12 protein-coding genes are annotated in these 23,710 nt (G+C 34.3%); 4 read left to right on the top strand and 8 right to left on the bottom strand.

The features are described 5' to 3' along the window. Window positions 1-129: 129 nt before the first annotated feature. The 3 genes from FLP_RS04685 to FLP_RS04675 form a co-directional block, all read right to left on the bottom strand. Entirely contained in the window at window positions 130-1,560 is a 1,431-nt protein-coding gene (locus tag FLP_RS04685) for a LysM peptidoglycan-binding domain-containing protein (RefSeq protein WP_065448362.1), read from the bottom strand. 490 nt (window positions 1,561-2,050) lie between these two features. Continuing rightward, on the bottom strand, window positions 2,051-4,315 hold the full coding sequence (locus FLP_RS04680; protein ID WP_065448361.1) for an aconitate hydratase: 2,265 nt from the start codon (window positions 4,313-4,315) through the stop codon (window positions 2,051-2,053). A 128-nt stretch (window positions 4,316-4,443) separates the two neighbouring features. Then, window positions 4,444-7,215 carry a bifunctional aconitate hydratase 2/2-methylisocitrate dehydratase gene (locus tag FLP_RS04675; protein WP_065448383.1) on the bottom strand — a complete coding sequence of 924 codons (2,772 nt, stop codon included), beginning with the start codon at window positions 7,213-7,215 and terminating at the stop codon, window positions 4,444-4,446. A gap of 444 nt (window positions 7,216-7,659) precedes the next feature. On the opposite strand from FLP_RS04675, the gene FLP_RS04670 reads away from it, so the two are divergent. Both FLP_RS04670 and xrtN read left to right on the top strand, forming a co-directional pair. Beyond that, on the top strand, window positions 7,660-10,266 hold the full coding sequence (locus tag FLP_RS04670) for an XrtN system VIT domain-containing protein (RefSeq protein ID WP_065448360.1): 2,607 nt from the start codon (window positions 7,660-7,662) through the stop codon (window positions 10,264-10,266). Further along, window positions 10,266-11,501 carry an exosortase N gene (gene xrtN / locus FLP_RS04665; protein ID WP_165606645.1) on the top strand — a complete coding sequence of 412 codons (1,236 nt, stop codon included), beginning with the start codon at window positions 10,266-10,268 and terminating at the stop codon, window positions 11,499-11,501. Before FLP_RS04670 ends, xrtN begins: the two co-directional genes overlap by 1 nt. 42 nt (window positions 11,502-11,543) lie before the next feature. Here the strand turns inward: xrtN and FLP_RS04660 are convergent, their stop codons facing one another. Then, window positions 11,544-12,497, bottom strand: coding sequence for an AAA family ATPase (locus FLP_RS04660; RefSeq protein ID WP_065448358.1), 954 nt, complete (start codon window positions 12,495-12,497; stop codon window positions 11,544-11,546). 78 nt (window positions 12,498-12,575) lie between these two features. After that, window positions 12,576-14,006 carry a peptidylprolyl isomerase gene (locus FLP_RS04655; RefSeq protein ID WP_065448357.1) on the bottom strand — a complete coding sequence of 477 codons (1,431 nt, stop codon included), beginning with the start codon at window positions 14,004-14,006 and terminating at the stop codon, window positions 12,576-12,578. A 540-nt stretch (window positions 14,007-14,546) separates the two neighbouring features. Here FLP_RS04655 and FLP_RS04650 point away from each other — a divergent pair. Next, complete coding sequence (locus FLP_RS04650; protein ID WP_065448356.1) at window positions 14,547-15,986, top strand: alpha-amylase; 1,440 nt, start codon at window positions 14,547-14,549, stop codon at window positions 15,984-15,986. Window positions 15,987-16,142: 156 nt separating this feature from the next. Further along, the gene (locus FLP_RS04645; protein ID WP_065448355.1) at window positions 16,143-17,732 is read left to right on the top strand and encodes a peptide chain release factor 3; all 1,590 of its coding nucleotides are present in this window, start codon (window positions 16,143-16,145) and stop codon (window positions 17,730-17,732) included. Window positions 17,733-17,812: 80 nt separating this feature from the next. Here FLP_RS04645 and FLP_RS04640 read toward each other — a convergent pair whose 3' ends face one another. From FLP_RS04640 to rpoC, 3 genes are all read right to left on the bottom strand, one after another. Further along, window positions 17,813-18,544: a hypothetical protein gene (locus tag FLP_RS04640; RefSeq protein WP_065448354.1), complete on the bottom strand. Its 732-nt coding sequence runs from the start codon at window positions 18,542-18,544 to the stop codon at window positions 17,813-17,815. A gap of 374 nt (window positions 18,545-18,918) precedes the next feature. Next, window positions 18,919-19,227 carry a DUF3467 domain-containing protein gene (locus FLP_RS04635; RefSeq protein ID WP_065448353.1) on the bottom strand — a complete coding sequence of 103 codons (309 nt, stop codon included), beginning with the start codon at window positions 19,225-19,227 and terminating at the stop codon, window positions 18,919-18,921. Window positions 19,228-19,238: 11 nt separating this feature from the next. After that, entirely contained in the window at window positions 19,239-23,549 is a 4,311-nt protein-coding gene (gene rpoC, locus FLP_RS04630; RefSeq protein WP_065448352.1) for a DNA-directed RNA polymerase subunit beta', read from the bottom strand. Between the last annotated feature and the right edge of the window lie 161 nt (window positions 23,550-23,710).

Raw genomic sequence — 23,710 nt, 5'->3', positions numbered from 1 at the left:
AGGAGAAACTTAATGTAGAATTCAAAAAGTGAGATGAATTTCTTTTTAATCACATTGAAAAGTTGTGAAACAAAACGTCACTTTTCATATTAGTGAGAATTAAAAAAGAAAACTGATTGATACAGTTTATTATTGCAAAATACGATTTACCTGAGAGAAGGTTCTTTGGTAATACGGTTCTTTGGTAGAAGAGATCATGACACCTCCGTGAGTAGAAGAATGAACAAACTTAATTTCTCCATCAACAACCTCAACGACCATTCCTACGTGATTGATATGGCGTCTTCCGTTTGTTTTAAAGAAAATCAAATCTCCTTTTTGAGCTTCTTCTGTACCGACTTTGGTACCCACTCTGGATTGTTCTATAGAACTTCTTGGCAATTTAATATCGAAATTATTAAACGTACAAATCATCAATCCTGAACAGTCAAAACCTGCTTTTGTGGTTCCGCCTGATCTGTAACGAGTTCCAATATTTTCAGTTGCATTATCGATCAATTGATTCACTAATTCTGAATGATTACTCACTCTAAATATTGTAGTGGTATCTTTCTCAACTGTTGAATTATCTGCTACTTGCGAAGTGTCTGATAAGCCGTCGTTAGTTTGTGGAGTTGTTGCTAATGCGGCTGCATCGGCCTTTTCTTTTGATGTATTAATTTTGAGCACATAACCAACAGGCAATTTCCCTTTAATAAATGGATTCTGTCGCTCTAATTCTGCAACAGTGATTCCGTATTTCTTTGCAATGGCATATTTTGTTTCTTTTGGCTGTACCTCAACTACTACTTCAACGTTTTTTGCAGGTATAATTTCCGGCCTTATTTCATCGTTTTTACCGTTATTTTCTGAAGTTGCAACAGCTTCGGCAACCTGAGTTTGAGATGCGCTAGCAATATCCTGATTTGCTTTTTCTTTTGAAGTTCTAATTTTTAAAAGATAACCAACCGGCAGCTTTCTTTTAATAGATGGATTTTGCCTCTCTAGTTCTGCAACCGTTATCCCGTATTTTTTCGCAATTAGATATTTTGTTTCTTTTGGCTTTACTTCAACTACAACTTCTACATCTGTTGAAGGAATTATTTCCGGTTTTTCTATATTCTGATTTTTCTTTGTATTCTTTTCAGTCGCTGCAATAGCATTAGACGGAATAGTAAGTTTCTGTCCTATTTTCAGATCTTCATTTTCCAGCGACGGATTTGCTTTTTTTAAATCATCAACAGAAACATTGTATTTTTTTGAAATTGCCCAAAGATTTTCTTTTTGTTGTACTTCGTGTACACCTGAATTTGAAGATGTTGCGTAAGTTGTATTGGCAACTATTTCAGTTTTTTTTGTAGTAACCTTTTTATTGGTATTCGGAATTAAGAGCACCGAATTTAATTTTAAAACTTTAGGAGCGTCGGGATTGGCATCTTGAATGTCTTTGGTTTTTACACCATATTTTTTAGCAATTACAGATAGGTTTTCTCCCTTTGATATTTTGTGCTTGATAAACTTTTCCTGAGAAAATACACCAACACTGAAAAAAAACAACACTATAATTAATCTAACAACCATACCTATTAAAGTTTAATGAATACTTCTTTAAGTTTAAATAATATAACTTTTCGCCTGAATAATATAAACTAGAAAAATGTAAATATATTATGTAAAAAGCGAATTTACCCTTTTAATGTAAAATATACACGTTTTTTAACAACAAATTTACCCTGAATTAATTGTCCCCAAGTAAAAACAGTCTCAACTCTTTGAAAATAGGCGTCTTATAAGAACCCGCTTTTTTTAAACAAAATAAGCTTTAATTATCTAAAAAATACTCTTCTGTTTTTACCATTTGTTATCAATCGATAAAACTATAAATGATACTTTATCTTATTAAATATTTGTTTTTAAATCGCAGAAAATCTTCATGAATTAATTTTTGTTATAAAAACGACTGCCCTAGCCCAGATGGGAGCGGCATCCTTTATGGAAGACAGCTGGATTAGCTACAAATAAAAACGCCCTGTGTAAACAGGGCGTTTTGAGTATAGTGGAATCTTAATGATTAAGCTTTTCCTGCAGCGATTAGGTTTAATGCTGAACCTGCAACGAACCAGCCAATCTGACCTGCGTTGTAAGTATGGTTTGCCAGGATGATATCTTTTGTACCATTAGCATGAACGAACTCTAATGTTAATGGTTTTCCCGGAGCAAACTCCGTTAAATCAGTAAAATTGATAGTATCGTCTTCCTGAATTTTATCATAGTCAGCTTCGTTTGCAAATGTTAATCCTAAAAGTCCTTGTTTTTTAAGGTTGGTTTCGTGGATACGGGCAAAAGATTTCACCAATACCGCTTTAACTCCTAAGAAACGTGGCTCCATTGCAGCATGCTCACGAGATGAACCTTCACCATAATTGTGATCTCCCACAACGATAGACGGAACTCCAGCGGCTTTGTATGCACGAGCTACAGCAGGAACCGCATCGTAAGTACCTGATAATTGATTTTTAACCGAGTTTGTTTTTTGGTTGAATGCATTTACGGCACCAATCAACATATTATTTGAAATATTATCTAAATGTCCACGGAAACGCAACCATGGTCCAGCCATAGAAATATGATCTGTAGTACATTTTCCGAATGCTTTGATTAATAATTTTGCTCCAGTAATGTTTTTACCATCCCAGGCATCAAACGGAGCTAACAATTGTAAACGCTCAGATGTTGGGCTTACCACAACCTGAACTCCTGAACCGTCTTCTGCCGGAACCTGAAATCCTGGATCTTTAACATCAAATCCTCTTGGAGGCAATTCGTCTCCTGTTGGAGCCTCAAGCATTACTTCTTCTCCATCTTCATTGATTAAAGTATCAGTTAACGGATTGAAGCCTAAATCACCTGCAATCGCCATAGCAGTTACTAATTCCGGAGAACCTACGAATGCTAAAGTATTTGGGTTACCATCTGCACGTTTTGAGAAGTTACGGTTGAAAGAGTGCACAATAGTGTTTCTTTCTTCTTTCTCTGCTCCGTCTCTGTCCCACATACCAATACATGGTCCGCAGGCATTAGCAAAAACAGTTGCTCCAATTTTTTCGAAAGTATCAATAAATCCGTCTCTTTCGATGGTATAACGCACTACTTCAGATCCTGGAGTAATAGTGAATTGAGATTTCGTTTTTAAGTTTTTAGCGCTTACTTGTCTTGCCAGCGAAGCTGCACGTGAGATATCTTCGTAAGAAGAGTTAGTACAAGAACCAATTAAACCAACCTGAATTTGTAATGGCCAATTATTTTTGATTGCTGTTTCTTTCATTTTAGAAATTGGAGTCGCTAAATCGGGCGTAAAAGGGCCGTTTAAATGTGGCTCTAATTCAGTTAAGTTGATTTCGATAACCTGATCAAAATATTCTTCCGGATTAGCATATACTTCCGGATCTCCTGTTAAGTACGGAGCTATTTTATCTGCAGCATCTGCAACATCTGCTCTGTTTGTAGAACGCAGGTAACGACTCATTGAATCATCATATCCAAAAGTTGAAGTTGTTGCTCCAATTTCGGCACCCATGTTACAGATAGTACCTTTTCCGGTACAAGACATAGAAGTTGCTCCTTCTCCAAAATATTCAACGATTGCACCAGTACCACCTTTTACAGTAAGAATACCGGCAACTTTTAGGATAACATCTTTAGGAGCTGTCCAACCTGATAATTTACCGGTTAGTTTTACTCCAATTAATTTAGGGAATTTAAGTTCCCAAGCCATACCGGACATAACGTCTACAGCATCGGCTCCACCAACACCAATAGCTACCATTCCTAAACCACCTGCGTTTACAGTGTGAGAATCGGTACCAATCATCATTCCGCCAGGGAAAGCATAATTTTCTAGTACTACCTGGTGAATAATTCCTGCTCCCGGTTTCCAGAAACCAATTCCGTATTTATTAGAAACTGACGACAAGAAATCGAAAACTTCGTTGCTTTGTGTTTTTGCTCTGGCCAAATCGGTTGCTGCATCTACTTTTGCCTGAATCAGGTGATCACAATGCACTGTTGTAGGCACTGCTACTTTAGGCTTACCGGCGTGCATAAATTGCAATAATGCCATTTGAGCAGTTGCATCCTGACATGCTACACGATCGGGCGCAAAATCAACATAATCAACTCCTCTGCCAAAAGCCTTGGTTGGATTTCCATCCCAAAGGTGATTGTATAAAATTTTCTCTGTTAATGTAAGTGGACGACCAACAATCTCGCGTGCTTTATCAACACGATCCGGCATGTTCTCATACACTTTTTTTATCATTTCAATATCAAAAGCCATAAGTATAATTGTTTTTGTTTTTTTAATTTGAACATGACAAGTTACAAAAAATAGAGGAGCCAGAAAAGAAAAAGCCTGAGTTTATCGACTCAGGCTTTTTATATATAATGATTATAACTAATCGTAAATTACATTACCAGCAATTTATGAGAAGGTGCAAATCTTGTTAGGCTAATACCATCTACTGCTGCTGTATATTCAGCAAGTGTAGGAGTTCTTCCTAAAATTGTAGATAAAACTACTACCGGTGTAGAAGAAAGTAAAGACTCTCCTTTTTTACCTTCAGTATCTTCTACAACTCTTCCCTGGAAAAGACGTGTTGAAGTTGCCATTACAGTATCTCCTTTTGCCGCTTTTTCCTGGTTACCCATACAAAGGTTACATCCTGGACGCTCTAAATACAACATGTTCTCATATTCAGTACGTGCTGCTCCTTTAGGCGCATTATCGTTGAATTCGAAACCTGAGTATTTTTGTAAAACTTCCCAGTCACCTTCAGCTTTAAGTTCATCTACAATGTTGTAAGTAGGAGGCGCTACTACAAGAGGCGCCTTGAACTCCACTTTACCGTGTATATCTTCAATATTTTTAAGCATTTGAGCTAAAATCTTCATATCTCCTTTGTGAACCATACAAGAACCGATAAATCCTAGATCTACTTTTTTCACTCCACCATAGAAAGATAAAGGTCTGATAGTATCGTGCGTATATCTTTTAGAAACATCAACGTTATTCACGTCTGGATCTGCAATCATTGGTTCGATAATCTGATCAAGATCTACCACAACTTCAGCATAATATTTCGCATTTGCATCTGGAGTCAACGCTGGTTTTTCAGCTGATTTGATCTCTGAAATTCTCTTATCTGCCTTGTTAATCAATCCCTGAAGAACTTGTTTCTGATTATCCATACCTTTATCAATCATGATCTGGATTCTGCTTTTTGCAATCTCCAATGATTCAATTAAGGTATCATCTTCAGAAATACAGATAGAAGCTTTTGCTTTCATTTCTGCAGTCCAGTCTGTAAATGTAAAGGCCTGGTCAGCAGTAAGAGTTCCTAGATGAACCTCGATAATTCTACCCTGAAAAACATTTTCACCACCAAATTTCTTAAGCATTTGAGCTTGTGTTGAATGCACCACATCACGGAAGTCCATGTAGTCTTTCATTTCTCCAACAAACGTCACCTTTACAGATTCCGGAATTGGCATGGAAGCTTCTCCGGTCGCCAATGCAAGAGCAACTGTTCCTGAATCAGCACCAAAAGCAACACCTTTTGACATTCTTGTATGAGAGTCACCACCAATAATGATAGCCCACTCATCAATTGTAATATCGTTAAGTACTTTATGAATTACATCTGTCATTGCATGATAAACACCTTTTGGATCACGAGCTGTGATTAAACCAAAATCGTTCATGAATTTCATCAATTTTGGAATATTTGCCTGTGCCTTTTTATCCCAAACTGAAGCTGTATGACAACCTGATTGGTATGCACCATCAACAATTGGAGAAATTACTGTGGCAGCCATAGACTCTAATTCCTGAGCAGTCATAAGACCAGTCGTATCCTGAGAACCTACAATATTTACTTCTACACGAACATCTGATCCGGCGTGTAATACTTTGCCTGCAGTTATACCAACAGCATTTCTGTTGAAGATTTTCTCTACCGCTGTAAGTCCTTGCCCTTCAACAGAAATTTCTTTTGATGGAGCAAATACAAGAGGAGCTTCGATATCTAAAACTTTCGCTGCTAATGTTTGAAGTTTTTTACCAAATACAATCGCGTAAGATCCGCCAGCTTTGATAAATTCCATTTTCTGAGGCGTAAATGCTTTAGAAATGTCTATCAATTCCTGATCACCGTTGTATAATTTTTTTGTTTTTGTGTTTATGGTAAGTACAGTTCCTGTAGCAACAGAGTATGCTTCTTCAAGAATTGGCTCATTATTCTCATTACGAATAATATTACCTTCTGCATCCAGCTTTTTTACCCAGTTTTTAAGGTCTAAACCAATACCACCGGTAACATCTACAGTTGTTAGGAAAATTGGAGAAATACCATTTGTTCCTGCCACGATTGGAGCAATATTAATAAATGGAACATAAGGACTTGCTTGTTTACCTGTCCAAAGTGCCACGTTGTTTACACCTGACATTCTTGACGAACCTACACCCATTGTACCTTTTTCAGCAATCAACATAACGCTTGCGTCAGGATGTTTTGCCTGTAATGCTTTAATTTCTTCTTGTGCCTTAGGCGTAATCATACATTTACCGTGAAGTTCACGGTCAGAACGTGAGTGCGCCTGGTTACCCGGAGAAAGTAAATCTGTCGAGATATCTCCTTCACCAGCGATATAAGTAACTACTTTAATTTCTTCTACTACTTCTGGCAGTGAAGTAAAAAACTCTGCCTGTGCGTAACTTTTAAGAATTTCAATAGCAATTGGGTTACCATTTTTAAATGCTTCTTTAAGACGGTCTGTGTCTGCCTCATAAAGGTAAACTTGTGTCTTAAGAACATCGCCTGCTTGTTTTGCAATAGAAGTATGATCACCAAGCGCTAAATCCAACAACACTTCAATCGAAGGTCCGCCTTTCATGTGTGATAATAACTCAAAAGCAAAAGCAGGTGTTATTTCTTTTACTTCGGATTGACCCAAAATAATTTCCTTCAAAAACTTAGCTTTTGTACCGGCTGCACTAGTAGTACCTGGTACAACATTATAAATAAAAAAGTTCAGAGAATCTTGTCTGTACTCGTTATTCAAATCTTTAATTTGTTCAATGATTTCGCCTAATAATTCAGCGCCATCAATTGGTTTCGGGTTAAGCCCTTGACCTTTTCGTTCTTCAATTTCTTGGATGTAATCCTGATAAATATTCATAATAAAAGTCTTTTCTAGGTATTTTATTTTTTTTGTACGCAAATTTAGGTATTAAAGCCGACAATTAAAAAAAATATAATAGAAGTCGCCTTTTCAAAAATTATTATTGCTAAAAAACGAATTTGACTGCTTGTTTTTGTCAAAATATCAATTTTGAATGGAAAAAATAAATTATTGATATTTTAAAATCTTTTCTTTAACAAAGTCGGAATTTGCTGTTATAAATGAAGTCAGATTTTACTCCTGTTTTAGCGAAGAACGGTTCTAAATAAGGAATTATAACGTTATAGTTACTCTTTTATACCACTTTTTCTTCTGCATTTAAAAAAATCAATTCGAAGATTAAACTTTCATTCACTTTCAAAAAAAATTCTAATAAAAAAATTTGTAATTCAAATTATTTAATAGCTTTGCAATTCAAAGTACTTTTAAATAAATATAACTATGAAACACAAATTAGATATTTTAGAATCTTACACTCAAAAAACCGGAGTAGTAATTAGTTTAATTGTAACATTGTTTAGCAGCATTTTCCTTATTATCGCTCTTCTCTCTAAAGAACATTATTGGCGTGGTTATGAATCAATTGATTTACTAAGTCTCATATTCGAATTTGTATATGGAGTTGGAGTTTCCTTCTTAATTCTTAGAAAAAGGCAAACGTACATTCACTTAGCTCCTTTCCTGATCCTAAACTGGTTTATTGGCTGTTTTAGCTTAAATACATTTATTCCTGTTTTTCAGGATCTCCCTGTATGGGTTTATTTAACCACTCTGGCTTTTTGTCTCTCTAATTTTTTTATTTACAGAAATTCAGATGAAAAGGGAAATACATCTATTGCCTTTTTCATAAATGGCGTATCGTTTTCAATCATTTTATATTTTGCGCTTTACCTCATTCCAATTATGCCATTCTCTTTTATGGGACTTATAGCTTTAGGAGTAGGTTTCTATGGCTTGGTACCGGCACTTGTTATTATTATCCATACAATCACAATTATTCGATATCTCAGTAACAATAAAATTTATGCTGTTTCTTTTAGCGGAGGTTTTTTAGTGGTATTAATTAGCATGATCGTCTTTACTGTAGGATTAAATATTGAAAGCAGAAAAATAACCCAATTGGCCAGAATCACTTCATTTGATCAAAATAATGAACTGCCTTATTACATCTCAGTTTCACAGAATTTAAAACCTAATTTTTTTAACGAAATTCTATTAAAAAAAGACATTGTATATATTCCGCTTCACGATATTTTTTCTTTTAGCTCTTTTAATTCCTTTGGCAGCAAACAATTTAATGAGCGTAAAATTCATAATCCGTTTATATCTATTGCCTATTTGTTTTGTGAAGACCTAACTCTGGATAACGACGATAAAATAAATATTCTAAAATCAAACTTTGACAAACGATTAGAAACCGAAGAACAATTATGGAGTGGCGACGATTTATTTACCAAAAGCATTAAAGAAGATGTAAAAATTTATCCGGAAACGCGTTTGGCTTATACTGAAATCACAATGAAAATTGCCTGCGAGCAAGAATCCGGGAGAAACAACAAGGAGGCTATTTATTCTTTTCAATTACCGGAAGGTTCTGTTGCAACATCGTTATCATTATGGGTAAACGGAATCGAAAGAAAAGGAGTTTTGACTACAAAAGAAAAAGCGAAAGCAGCTTATAAACAAATTGTTGGTGTAGAATACCGTGACCCTTCTTTAATGCAATGGAAAGAAGGAAATAAAGTGGTTGTTAGGGTTTTCCCGATCAATTATAAAACGCCACGCACCTTTAAATGTGGTTTTACAACTCCTTTAAAAGTTGAAGACAATCAAATGAAATATCAGAGTCTTTCTATAAAAGGCCCGAATATTTCGAATGCCGAAACGATATCAAGAATCCAGACCGTTGGAAATACAAAAATAGAAACCAGTAAAGATTTTGAACTAAATAAGAACTACTACATCAACCAATCGAAAGGATTAGACGATTGGGAAGCTACTATGCCTTTGACTCAACCTTTGCAATCAAATTCATTTGCATGGAAAAATAAAGTGTATGAAGTCACGGAAATTCAGAAAACAGCTATTTCGTTTACACCTTCAGAAATTATATTAGACCTAAACAGCAGCTGGACGACTAAACAAATCGAATCTTTTGTGGACTTAAATAAAAAGAATTTGTTTGTTATTATAAATGGAGAAAAGAAAGCAATCGATAAAGACAATTTTAAAGCTATCGAATTAGAATTTGAAGATCTGCACTATTCCTTGTTACCTCTTTATAAAATGACTCCAAACAGCTTAATCATTACAAAATGCGGTACGTTTTCTGCTAATTTTGAAGAACTTGAAGATTCCCGTTATTTAAAGAAAATAAGAACCGGAACGAAAGAGAGAAATTTAAAAGTAATTAATATTTCATCTGATATTAATCCGTTTTGGCAGACAGTCAAGGAGCAAAAATATGTAGATTATTTTCAGACCAGTTTAAAAAACAGCTTAGAACTCATTAATAAAAAGCAATTTATTCTATTTCAAACAGCAACTAACACGGTCAATATAGAACCTGCAAATATTGCGATTCAAGAAATTCCGCAAACCAGCGCTACTAAAAGCAATGGACCAAATCATATTTACAGAATGTATGCTTTTGGAAAAGTTTTGGAGGAGCAAGTAAAGATTCAAAATAGTTATTTGTCACATTATAAAAATGAGCCTATTTCTCAAGATACTGCTAGCGTTACAGTGGTTTCGGTTGACGAATTGCGCGAAGAAGAAATCAAAATTAAAAATGATGCCCTTTTTTATAATAAATATGTGAATTTAGCTAAAGATGCCAATATTGTAACGCCAATATCTTCTCTAATTGTTCTTGAAACTGATGCAGATTACAAAAATAACGGAATTGAAAAAAATGTCGACACTTTAGGAAATGCCTCTATAAACAACGATGGCGCTGTTCCTGAACCACACGAATGGTTATTAATTATTCTGGGATCTACAATACTTTTCTTCTATTACAGAAAAAACAAAAAGCAAACTATCTAATGAATTTTATATTTCAATACAAAAACGCAATTGCCTTATTGATTCTGGCTTGTCTACTGGCTATTAACTTGAATATAGTAATATCGGGGCTTGATAGTAATCTCTTCGGAATTGTATTTTCCATCGTATTGTTTCTAATTGGGGGTAGAAAAACTTCATTCAATATGAACTACCCTCTTTTAGTTTTAATTTTTGTATTAGAATTTATAAGCTTTCGCTTGCATACCAAATCTTTGCATTTTTTAGCTTTAGCATTGCTAGCCTGCTTTTTATATTACAGTCTTACCAGAAAATTTTCATTCATCGCCTTTATCTGTATCTTATTATTCTCATCTGTTTTTAGCACTTTTTTTGATTATTTGACAGTAGAAATCAAACAAACTCTTTGTTATGGCGTATATCTCACTTTACAAGATTTCATCCCAATAACAAAGATCGAAGGTGTTAATTTTTATATCAACAATGCGAAAATCACTATAGATACGGCATGTATGGGATTGTCGATGTTTAAAACCGGTTTGCTTGTTGGAGCTTTTTTACTGACTCTGGAAGAACGAAAACAACAGAAATATTTCAATGTCAAACAAATCTTCCTATTTTGTTTTATGGTGATTTTATTCAATATTATTTCGAATTATTTCAGAATCGTAACTTTAATTTTATTTAATTGTACCGAAGAGAATACTTTACATTACACTATTGGTTTACTTTGTTTTGCATTTTATCAAATTATACCAATGTTATTCTTCATTCGTTTTTTTAAACCTAATCAAGAAGAAACACTCCAGTCAAATTCTAATAAATTTACCTTCTTACTTATTACAATAGCATTTTCAATTGTACTCATAACCAGCTTAGAAATCAAAAAAGAATTGAAACATAATTTGCTCGAAAATTTAAATACAACTTATAATCTTAAAAAAGGAATCTGGATAAGTCCTGAAGTTTTTAAAATTGTAACTCATGAAAAACTTATCTATATTAAAACTCCGTCACACAATCCTTTGGTGTGCTGGACAGGAACTGGGTATAAAATTATCGAATCAAAAGTGATTCAAAAAAACAACGAAGAAATATGTTTTGTTCGAATGGAGAAAAATAACATTCAATATCACTCTTATTGGTGGTACGAGTGCGACAATAAAAAATATACTTCGATTGCAGAAGTACTTCTAATAAAACTTTTTCAAAATAAATCTGTTCGATTAATCAACGAAACCAGGATTCCGAAATAGACAAAAAAAAAGCCTGATATTTATATCAGGCTTTTATATATTTTACATCAACTTCTGGATGATAACTTCTTCGGTTATTCCTTCCGCATCTGCTTTGTAGTTTTTAATAATTCTGTGTCGCAAAATTCCGGTTGCAACTGCTTTTACATCTTCAATATCGGGTGAGAATTTCCCATTAAAAGCTGCGTGAGCTTTTGCAGCCAAAATTAAGTTTTGAGACGCTCTTGGCCCTGCTCCCCAATCCAGGTAATTCTTTACAAAATCATTCGACAATGCATTATCCGGACGTGTTTTGCTTACTAACGTTACAGCATATTCAATCACATTATCAGCTACAGGAATTCGACGAATCAAATGTTGGAAATCGATAATTTCCTGAGCCGTAAACAACGGATTGATAGTTGTTTTAGCATCAGAAGTTGTACGTTTTACGACCTGAACTTCTTCTTCAAAACTTGGATATTCTAATTTAATAGCAAACATAAAACGGTCTAATTGCGCTTCCGGTAAAGGATAAGTCCCTTCCTGCTCAATTGGGTTTTGCGTTGCTAATACAAAATAAGGTAAATCTAACTTATAATTTTGTCCAGCAATAGTAACCGAACGTTCCTGCATGGCTTCAAGTAAAGCAGCCTGCGTTTTTGGCGGCGTTCTGTTGATCTCATCGGCCAAAATGATGTTCGAAAAAATAGGCCCTTTTATAAATTTAAAATGCCTGTTTTCATCCAGAATTTCACTTCCTAAAATATCTGACGGCATTAAATCCGGAGTAAACTGAATTCTTTTAAAATCTAATCCTAAGGCTTGCGCCAAAGTATTTATCATTAATGTTTTTGCCAATCCCGGAACACCTATTAAAAGTGCGTGTCCGCCGGAAAATATACAAAGTAAAATTTGATCTACAACTTCATCCTGGCCTACAATGATTTTTGCTATTTCGTTTTTTAATTCATTTCTTTTTTGAACTAAATTATGAATTGCTGCTACGTCAGACATTTAGATATATTTTTAAAATTGAAAAGAGTTAGCTCTATGAATTCATAAAACTAACTCTTTTTATTTATTTAATAAAAATTATTTTTTCAACCAGTTGTATACAAAATTACAATCTCTGTACTCTCCAATAATTTTAATGTAAGTATCTTTTATTTTAGTATCAAACCACTTTGAAATTGTTGTGATTTGTTTTTCTTTCAATGCCAATTCTTTAATCTTAGTATAATCTTTAGCATAATCAGCGGTATGTGCGTCAATTCTATTAGTGATAGTAATTAACTTGTATGTCTTCTTACCTTTGTCATCTGTATTCAAAATTGGCTGAGAAACTTCGTTATCTTTTAGATTAGAAACCTGGCTGTATAACGTTGGGTCCATTTTAGTCAACTCAAAACGGGTATCCTGAGTATTAGGATTAATCAATGTTCCACCGTTTGCTCTTGTTTCTTTTTCGTCAGATTCTGTTCTGGCAGCTTCAGCAAAAGTAATTTCTTTGTTTTCTATTTTAGTTCTGATATTCGCAATTCTCTCCTTAGCATCTTTCAAAGCTGTCTCAGAAACTGTAGGTGCAATTAAAATATGACGTAATTCAACTTCTTGTCCTTTTATTTTGTCTACCATAATAATATGATATCCAAAAGTAGTTTTAAAAGGCTCAGAAATTTCTCCTTCTCCTAAACTAAAAGCAACATCTTTAAACTCTTTTACAAATGGAGTTTTTCTGGTCATTTTATAAAACCCTCCATTTGGTGAAGATCCTGGATCTTGCGAATACAAAACTGCTTTTGTTGCAAAACTTGAACCTTCAAGAACATCTTTTCTGATGGCATTTAATCTGTCTTTTACCTTTTGCTCATCTTCTGCAGAAACTTTTGGCTCTACCACGATTTGCGCTACTTCCATCTCAGCTCCAAAAGTTGGCAATTCCTCTTTTGGTATTTTTTTAAAGAAATTACGAACTTCTTCCGGAGTAATTTCTACTGCATCAACAATTTTCTTCGTCATTTCAGAAGCTAATTTTTGCTCCTTTAAGATATCAGAAAAATAAGTTTTAAACTCTTCTACCGAATTCTTTTTATAATAAGCAACTACTTTATTGATATCTCCTACCTGTTGAACCATATAATTCAATCGGTCATCCATCATACTTCTAATTTCTGCATCACTTACTACGATACTATCCTGAATCGCCTGGTGTGCATACAATTTATCTTCTAAAAGCTTACCAAGCATCTGGCATCTTGTAATATCTTTTGTAGAACCTCCTGAGGCAGTAATTTCTAAATATCCTTTATCAATATCTGAATCTAAAACAATGTAATCTCCAACATTGGCTATAATACCATCAATTTTTTGTTTTTGTCCAGATTGTAGTTGAACTGGTTTCTGGATCACAGTATCTTTAATAATTTCCTGAGCCGAAATGATTGAGTTGAAAAAAAATAAAAAACACATTGTCAACACTAATTTGTAATCAATTGTTTTTAACTGTAATTTTTTTAATAACATTATTTTAAATTTAATTTGAATGTAAAGATCTTGCTTTAGAATTTCGTTTTAAACCACAATCACTTTAAATGTATTTCCCGGATATTGTATTGAAAATACTAAATAATTAAGATCTAGTTCTTTTTAACTTATAACGAACAAAAATAACAATTCAATTACATAATACAACTATCGGCTATACTATTAACAAAAAATTATATGGATGATAGCTTAATTTCATATTGAGCAACTGTTTATATGATATTAATTACTTTAAAAAATGGCACAAATCATTTCTACAGGACCCAAAATCATCACTTTACTGAAATATTTTACAGATTCAAAAAAGATCTAACTTTTCGATAAAATAAAAAGTTATCAATACTACAACGTTTTCGCTGTATAACTATTTTCTTATAAAAATAAACCAAATCAAAAAACATATACTTTAGATGAGTAATTGATAATTATGAAGGGTCAAAATTACGAATAGTCACAATAAACCCTTTAATAAATATCAAATTACAAACTTTATTATCTAACCTAAACCAAAATCTTATTATGAAAAAACCTATTCTAAAGATTTATTTGCTTGCAATAACAACTGCATTCTTTTATTCCTGTTCGCAAAATGAAACCAACGACGCAGACGCAAGAGCTGAAAGTCAACAGTTTGAAATCATTAATGTTACGCATCACGACGGAAAACCGTTTAGTACAGGAACTTCTAATTCATCAACCGGAAAGTATGTTGACAATCCCGGCGGCGGTGTTATGATGCAGGCTTTTTATTGGGATGTACCTGCAGGAGGAAACTGGTGGAATACCGTAAGTGGTAAAGTAGCCACATGGGGAAATGCAGGAATTGGATCTATTTGGCTTCCGCCAGCTTCTAAGGCTCAAAATGGAGCTTTTTCTATGGGATACGATCCAACTGATTATTTTGATTTTGGAGATTACAACCAAAATGGTTCTGTAGAAACCCGTTTTGGTTCAAAAACCGAATTGGTAAGTTTAATCACTAATGCACATGCCGAAAACATGAAAGTTTACGCCGATATTGTGATTAATCATAATAGTGGCGGACAATCTGAAGCGAATCCGTTTACAGGAACGAATACCTGGACCAACTTTAACGGAGTTGCTTCTGGAAAATTCCCACGTACTTACAATGATTTTTACAAAAATAGCTACGGTAATAACGACGAGGGCTCTTTTGGAGGTTTTCCCGATTTATGCCATGCGGCTCCAAATGTTCAAAATTGGTTGTGGTTAAGAGCCGACGGTGTTGGTAAATACTATAAAAATACAATGAAATTTGACGGCTGGAGATTTGACTACGTAAAAGGGTTTGGTGCTTGGGTTGTTAACTCCTGGAATGCTAATGTAGGTGGCTTTTCGGTGGGAGAATTATGGGATTCGAATGTAAACGTATTAAATGATTGGGCAAATAACGCCAATAGTTCTGTTTTTGATTTTGCATGTTATTATAAAATGAATGATGCATTCGACGGAAATAATCTTGCGTTATTAAACGACGACATGATGTGGAAAAGAAATCCATACAAAGCTGTTACGTTTGTTACCAATCACGATACAGATGAAATTTCGAACAAATTACTAGCGTATTCTTATATCCTGACTCACGAAGGATATCCAACAATATTCTACAGAGATTATGAAGAATGGCTTGATAAAAACAAATTAAACAATCTGATCTGGATTCACAACAACAAAGCTACAGGTACAACTTCGATTTTATATGCTGATGATGATGAATATATTGCCAGAAGAAATGGGTACAACGGAAATCCTGGATTAGTTGTTTACATCAATAACTCTAACTCGTGGCAAGAACGATGGATTCAGACCAATTGGGCAAATGCACAGATCAAAGATTTTACCGGAGCATCAACCTGGTATCCAACAACACAAGCTGATAAATGGGTAAAAATTCAATGTCCGCCAAAAGGATATTCTGTTTGGTCGCTTAACCAATAATTTTAAAATGATTAATTCTAAGGCTGTTGTAAAAAGACAGCCTTATTTTTTGCTTACAACTTATCTTTAATAAAACGAAAGACTTCCTAATTTAAGAAGTGAATATTTTTATTAAGCCGTAATTAATAGTACTTTTGCAACCTATTTATACGAAATATGAGCTTTTTAAAAGAAATACAACGCAGAAGAACATTTGGAATTATATCGCATCCCGATGCCGGTAAAACAACTTTAACAGAGAAGTTATTGCTATTTGGAGGGGCCATTCAGGAAGCAGGAGCTGTAAAAAACAATAAAATTAAAAAAGGAGCAACGAGTGATTTCATGGAAATCGAACGCCAAAGAGGTATTTCGGTTTCAACATCTGTACTTGCTTTTAATTATAAAGAAAAAAAAATCAACATTCTTGATACTCCGGGACACAAGGATTTTGCCGAAGATACTTTTAGAACTTTAACTGCTGTTGACAGTGTTATTGTTGTAATCGACGTTGCAAAAGGGGTTGAGGAACAAACTGAAAAATTAGTCGCAGTTTGTAGAATGAGGAATATCCCGATGATTGTTTTCATCAATAAATTAGACCGTGAAGGAAAAGATGCTTTTGACTTAATGGATGAAGTAGAACAAAAACTTGGACTTACGGTTACTCCTTTAAGTTTTCCTATTGGTATGGGTTATGACTTTCAGGGGATTTATAATTTATGGGAGCAAAACATCAATCTTTTTAGTGGAGACAGCCGTAAAAATATCGAAGAAACTATTGCTTTCTCTGATGTTCAAAGCCCTGAATTAGAAAAAATCATTGGTGCTAAACCAGCTGACAGATTACGTGAAGAATTGGAACTTATTGACGAAGTATATCCAAAATTTGATCGTCAGGATTATTTAGATGGGAAATTGCAACCTGTATTTTTTGGTTCAGCTTTAAACAACTTTGGAGTTCGCGAATTGTTAGATTGTTTCGTTACGATCGCTCCGTCTCCAAGACCAAAAGATTCTGAAACTCGTTTAGTAGATCCTACCGAAGAAAAAATGACCGGTTTTGTTTTTAAAATCCATGCGAATATGGATCCTAAACACAGAGACCGTTTGGCTTTTATAAAAATTGTTTCGGGAACTTTCGAAAGAAACAAACCTTATTATCACGTTCGCCAAAAGAAAAATTTAAAATTCTCCAGTCCGAATGCCTTTTTCGCTGAGAAAAAAGAAATCGTTGATATTTCGTATCCAGGAGACATCGTAGGTTTGCACGATACAGGAAACTTTAAAATTGGTGATACTTTGACTGAAGGTGAAATCATGAGTTTCAAAGGAATTCCGAGTTTCTCTCCGGAACACTTTAGATACATCAACAATGCTGATCCTATGAAAGCTAAGCAATTAGAAAAAGGAGTAGATCAGTTGATGGATGAAGGTGTTGCGCAGTTGTTTACTTTAGAAATGAACAATCGTAAAGTAATTGGAACTGTTGGAGCACTTCAATACGAGGTTATTCAGTATCGTTTAGAGCATGAATATGGTGCAAAATGTACTTATGAAAACTTCCCTGTTCATAAAGCGTGTTGGGTAAAACCTGATGATGCTAAAAATGATGAATTTAAAGAATTCAAACGTATTAAACAGAAATTCTTAGCTCATGATAAATACGGTCAATTAGTTTTCTTAGCTGATTCTGACTTTACAATTCAAATGACTCAAAATAAATATCCAAGTGTGAAGTTATTTTTCACTTCAGAATTTGATTAATATTTTCTTAAAAGAAAAACATATAAAGGCTGTCTAAATTACTTTAGACAGCCTTTTATATTTCGATATAATTTAAGATGTTACTTATAGTTGATCCCTAATCCTCCGGAAATCATAATTTTAGCAAGTTCTCCTTCTCCAACAATTATATCTTGTACTAAAACATTATTCTTAACAGCCTGTAATGCAAAAGGTATTTCTTTTGAAAGATAATAATCATCTCCGGTAATCGTAACAACTAGACTTTTGTTGCTTTTTAAAACTTTTACAGGAATAGAAAATTCTCCCGTTTTAGCATTTATTCTAAATGCATTTTCAGAATCATTAATTCTAAGTTCCAGATTTGGATACATTTTACGGGAAAAGGGTTTATTTGTTGTAGCATCCAATAATTTCCCTTTAACTGTTATTACTAATTCCTGTCTAACAGTATTATTAGAAGCAACTTTCCCCAGTAAATAATGACTAGGTTTTGGGCAATTTACTTCAGTTTTAATCGGTGTTTTTTCTTGTCCGGAAACATTTGAAGCTAGTAAAAGTGACGCGGCTACTGCTGCATATTTCAGATTATTAATTTTAGAAGTCTCATTGTATTCAAACTCGTGATCTAATTGTGTTACTTTCAAACGGGCACAAATATTTTGATCTTTAGTTTCTGCAATAAATTTAGCCACTTCGGCATTCGATTTTTTGCTTAAATCGATTACATTTTTCGCACATGAACTACAAAATGAGCCAATTGTATTGGGAATCATTTTATTAAAATTTTCTGAGCAAGGGCTTGATATCTCTAAGGTGAATTTCTTTTTCATATCGTACTTTATTAAGTTAAGATCTATTCGAAGATGCTTATTTACTTATATAGAGTACATTTTCCGTAAAAAGGTTGGAAAGAGGGTTAATTAATTTTCAATCCTGAATTATTGTTCAATAAAAACGAAAAAAAAAAGCATAAAAAAAGCGCTAAATGATCATTAGCGCTTTTTTTTAATTTGAATTAATGCAACCTTAATAGTTTATTATATCCAACAAATTAATCCCATTTTATTAGGAGAAACCAATTTAGGATAATAAATCGCAAACAAGAAATTTAGTCGATGAAAGTAAACTAAATCGGTTGAAATACATCTATTCTAATATTATCTGAAATAAAAAAGCCCCATTTAAAAAAATGGGGCTTAGTACTTTATGCTTGTCCTGCCGGACCAAAATTAAGCGGTATTGGTGCTTGTTCTGTCTCTTTGATTTCGCCATGAGCGTTTTCAAATCGATGGATATTTTCTCCAATTGCTTTTAATAATCTTTTAGCATGTTGTGGTGTCAAGACAATTCTTGACTTTACTTTGGCTTTAGGAATACCAGGCATAATACTCACAAAATCTAAAACAAATTCTGATGATGAGTGGTTGATAATCGCCAGATTAGAATAAATTCCCTCTGCGATAGTTTCGTCTAACTCAATATTAATTTGTTCTTGTTGGTTCGAATTACTCATAGTTTCCTAATTTAATAGATATACTCTTCTTTATTAGCCATCATTTCATTGTAATCGTCTTTAGATCCTACGATAGTGTTATCGTATTCTCTCATACCAGTTCCCGCAGGAATTCTGTGTCCAACAATTACATTTTCTTTTAATCCTTCTAAATCATCTACTTTACCAGCTACAGCAGCTTCGTTAAGTACTTTTGTTGTTTCCTGGAATGAAGCAGCAGAGATGAATGATTTAGTTTGTAGCGAAGCTCTTGTAATACCTTGTAAAACTGGCGTTGCAGTTGCAGTAATTACGTCTCTTGCTACAACAAGATTTTTATCATTTCGTTTCAACAATGAATTTTCATCACGTAAATCACGAGGAGAAATAATCTGACCTGGTTTCAATACCGCAGAGTCTCCAGAATCTTCAACTACTTTCATACCGTATAATTTATCGTTTTGAACGATGAAATCTTTAGTGTGAATCAATTGATCTTCTAGGAATAATGTATCTCCTGGATCCTGAACTCTTACTTTACGCATCATTTGACGAATAACTACCTCAAAGTGCTTATCATTAATTTTTACCCCTTGTAGACGGTATACCTCTTGAATTTCATTTACCAAGTACTGTTGAACAGCAGCCGGTCCTTGAATTCTTAAAATATCATCTGGTGTAATTGCACCGTCAGACAATGGTACTCCCGCTCTTACGAAGTCATTTTCCTGTACTAAGATCTGGCTTGAAAGTTTAACTAAATACTTTTTAATCTCACCAAATTTAGATTCGATAACAATTTCACGGTTACCTCTTTTGATTTTTCCAAAAGAAACAACACCGTCAATTTCAGAAACAACCGCTGGGTTTGAAGGGTTACGAGCCTCAAGCAACTCAGTAATTCTTGGTAAACCTCCTGTAATATCTCCCGCTTTAGAAGAACGACGTGGAATTTTAACCAATACTTTACCTGCTTTAATTTTCTCTCCATTCTCAACCATAAGGTGGGCTCCTACTGGTAAGTTATACGAACGAATCAATTCACCTTCTTTACCGTAAACCAATAAAGTTGGGATTAATTTTTTATTTCTAGCTTCAGAAATTACTTTTTCCTGGAATCCTGTTTGCTCATCGATCTCCACCATGAACGATTGTCCTTGCTCTAAATCCTCGTAAGCAATCTTACCAGTAAATTCAGAAACAATTACACCATTATATGGATCCCACTTACAGATCACAGATCCTTTAGTAACTACTTCACCGTCTTTAACGAAAATACTAGATCCGTAAGGAATATTGTGTGTATTTAAAACGATTCCAGTTTTCTCATCAACTAATTTTAATTCAGTTGAACGTGATACTACGATATCTACCGCATTACCTTCACTGTCTTCACCTTTTACAGTTTTTAAATCTTCAATCTCAAGTCTACCGTTGAATCTGGTAACAATACTAGATTCTTCAGAAATACCTCCAGCAACCCCTCCAACGTGGAACGTACGAAGTGTTAACTGTGTACCTGGCTCTCCAATAGACTGAGCAGCAATAACTCCGACAGCTTCACCTCTTTGTGTCATCTTACCAGTAGCTAAGTTTCTACCGTAACATTTAGCACAAATACCTTTTAAAGCCTCACAAGTCAATGGAGATCTAACTTCTACTCTTTCAATCGGAGAAGCTTCGATAACTCTCATGATTGCTTCAGTAATTTGTTGTCCGGACTCAACCAGAACTTCATTAGTAAGAGGATTAATAACATCTTGCAATGCAACACGCCCTAAAATTCTTTCCCCTAATGATTCAACAATTTCCTCATTTTTCTTCAAAGCAGAAACTTCAACACCTCTTAAAGTACCACAATCTTCGATGTTTACAATAACATCTTGTGATACGTCATGAAGTCTTCTTGTTAAGTAACCAGCATCGGCAGTTTTAAGAGCCGTATCCGCAAGACCTTTACGAGCACCGTGAGTAGAAATGAAATACTCAAGGATCGAAAGACCTTCCTTAAAGTTAGAAAGAATCGGGTTTTCAATAATCTCTCCACCACCGGCAGTAGATTTTTTAGGCTTAGCCATCAAACCACGCATACCAGTTAACTGACGAATCTGTTCCTTAGAACCCCTCGCCCCAGAGTCAAGCATCATATATACAGAGTTGAAACCTTGTTGGTCTTCTCTAATATTTTTCATTGCTAATTCTGTCAACTGAGCATTTGCTGAAGTCCATACGTCAATAACTTGGTTGTAACGCTCGTTATTGGTAATAAGACCCATATTATAATTCACAGAAATACCTTCAACTTGCTCTCTGGCATCTGCAATTAATTTTGTTTTTTGTTCTGGAATTCTAATATCACCTAAAGAGAATGATAAACCTCCTCTAAATGCGAATTTATACCCCATATCTTTCATATTGTCCAAGAAAGCTGCCGTTGTAGGTACATCAGTCACACTTAAAATGTGTCCGATAATATCTCTAAGGTTTTTCTTAGTCAATACATCATTGATATATCCTGCTTTTTCAGGTACTACTTCATTAAATAATACACGTCCTGCAGTTGTTTGAATAATTTTATACACTAATTCTCCAGCGTCATTAAAATCTTTCGCTCTAATTCTTACACGAGCATTCAATTCTAATCTTCCTTCGTTTAATGCAATATTTACTTCTTCAGCAGAATAGAAAGTTAAGTCTTGACCTAAAATTACATGTTCTGGAGTCGAGATACGTTCTTTGGTCATATAATATAGACCCAAGACCATATCCTGAGAAGGTACAGTAATTGGCGCACCATTGGCAGGGTTAAGGATATTATGAGAAGCCAACATTAATAATTGCGCCTCTAAAATAGCCTCTGGTCCTAATGGTAAGTGAACCGCCATCTGATCCCCATCAAAATCGGCGTTGAAAGCCGTACATACTAATGGGTGCAATTGGATCGCTTTTCCTTCAATTAATTTTGGTTGGAAAGCTTGAATACCAAGTCTGTGCAACGTAGGAGCACGGTTAAGTAATACCGGGTGACCTTTAATTACATTTTCAAGGATATCCCAAACTACTGGCTCTTTTTTGTCTATGATTTTCTTAGCAGATTTTACTGTTTTAACAATACCTCTTTCAATCAATTTACGGATCACGAAAGGTTTGTATAATTCAGATGCCATATCTTTTGGCAATCCGCATTCGAATAATTTTAATTCAGGACCAACAACAATTACCGAACGAGCAGAATAATCCACACGTTTTCCAAGTAAGTTTTGACGGAAACGTCCTTGCTTACCTTTTAAGGAATCAGATAATGATTTTAATGGTCTGTTAGATTCTGTTTTAACAGCAGAAGCTTTACGAGTGTTATCAAATAATGAATCTACAGATTCTTGCAACATACGTTTTTCGTTTCTTAAGATAACTTCTGGAGCTTTAATCTCCATTAATCTTTTCAAACGGTTGTTACGGATGATTACACGACGATATAAGTCATTTAAATCTGAAGTTGCAAAACGACCTCCATCAAGTGGCACAAGAGGACGTAATTCTGGTGGAATAACTGGAACCACTTTCATAATCATCCACTCAGGACGATTTTCACGGTTTAAGTTAGACTCACGGAAAGACTCAACAACTTGTAATCTTTTTAAAGCTTCAGTTTTACGTTGTTTAGATGTTTCGTTATTAGCACTGTGTCTCAATTGGTAAGACAACTCATCTAAGTCGATACGAGCTAATAAATCCATAATACATTCTGCTCCCATTTTGGCAACAAATTTATTAGGATCCATATCATCTAAATATTGATTTTCCTGTGGAAGAGTATCTAAGATATTCAAATATTCTTCTTCAGTTAAGAAATCTAATCTTTGTAATGATTCTCCATCTGCATTTTTAGCAATACCTGCCTGAATTACTACGTATCTTTCGTAGTAAATGATCATGTCTAATTTCTTAGATGGAAGACCAAGGATATAACCAATTTTGTTTGGAAGAGAACGGAAATACCAGATGTGAGCGATTGGCACAACAAGGTTGATGTGTCCTACTCTGTCACGACGTACTTTTTTCTCAGTAACTTCAACACCACAACGGTCACAGATGATACCTTTGTAACGAATTCTTTTATATTTACCACAAGCACATTCAAAATCCTTTACAGGTCCGAAGATTCTTTCGCAGAAAAGTCCGTCACGCTCTGGTTTGTGAGTTCTGTAGTTGATTGTTTCTGGTTTCAACACCTCTCCTCTTGATTCTTTCAAGATAGATTCTGGTGAAGCTAATCCAATAGAGATTTTATTAAATCTTTTAACTGGATTTTTATCCTTATTATTGTTTCTGTTATTCATCATAGTTTTTACTATTGATTTATTTGCAATTAAAAAATTGATTTTAACCTACAACTACCTAGAATAGGCATTCATTAAGTCACTACCTCGGGTTACTTCTCTAAACTTCAAAACTTATTCTTGAAGCGCTAATTATAAAACTTTTAGAGTTTAAATAAAAAATC

This window comes from Flavobacterium piscis (assembly GCF_001686925.1).
GTDB lineage: Bacteria > Bacteroidota > Bacteroidia > Flavobacteriales > Flavobacteriaceae > Flavobacterium > Flavobacterium piscis.
Note: the sequence above shows the minus strand (reverse complement) of the source record. Positions and strands in the feature narration are given on the sequence as shown.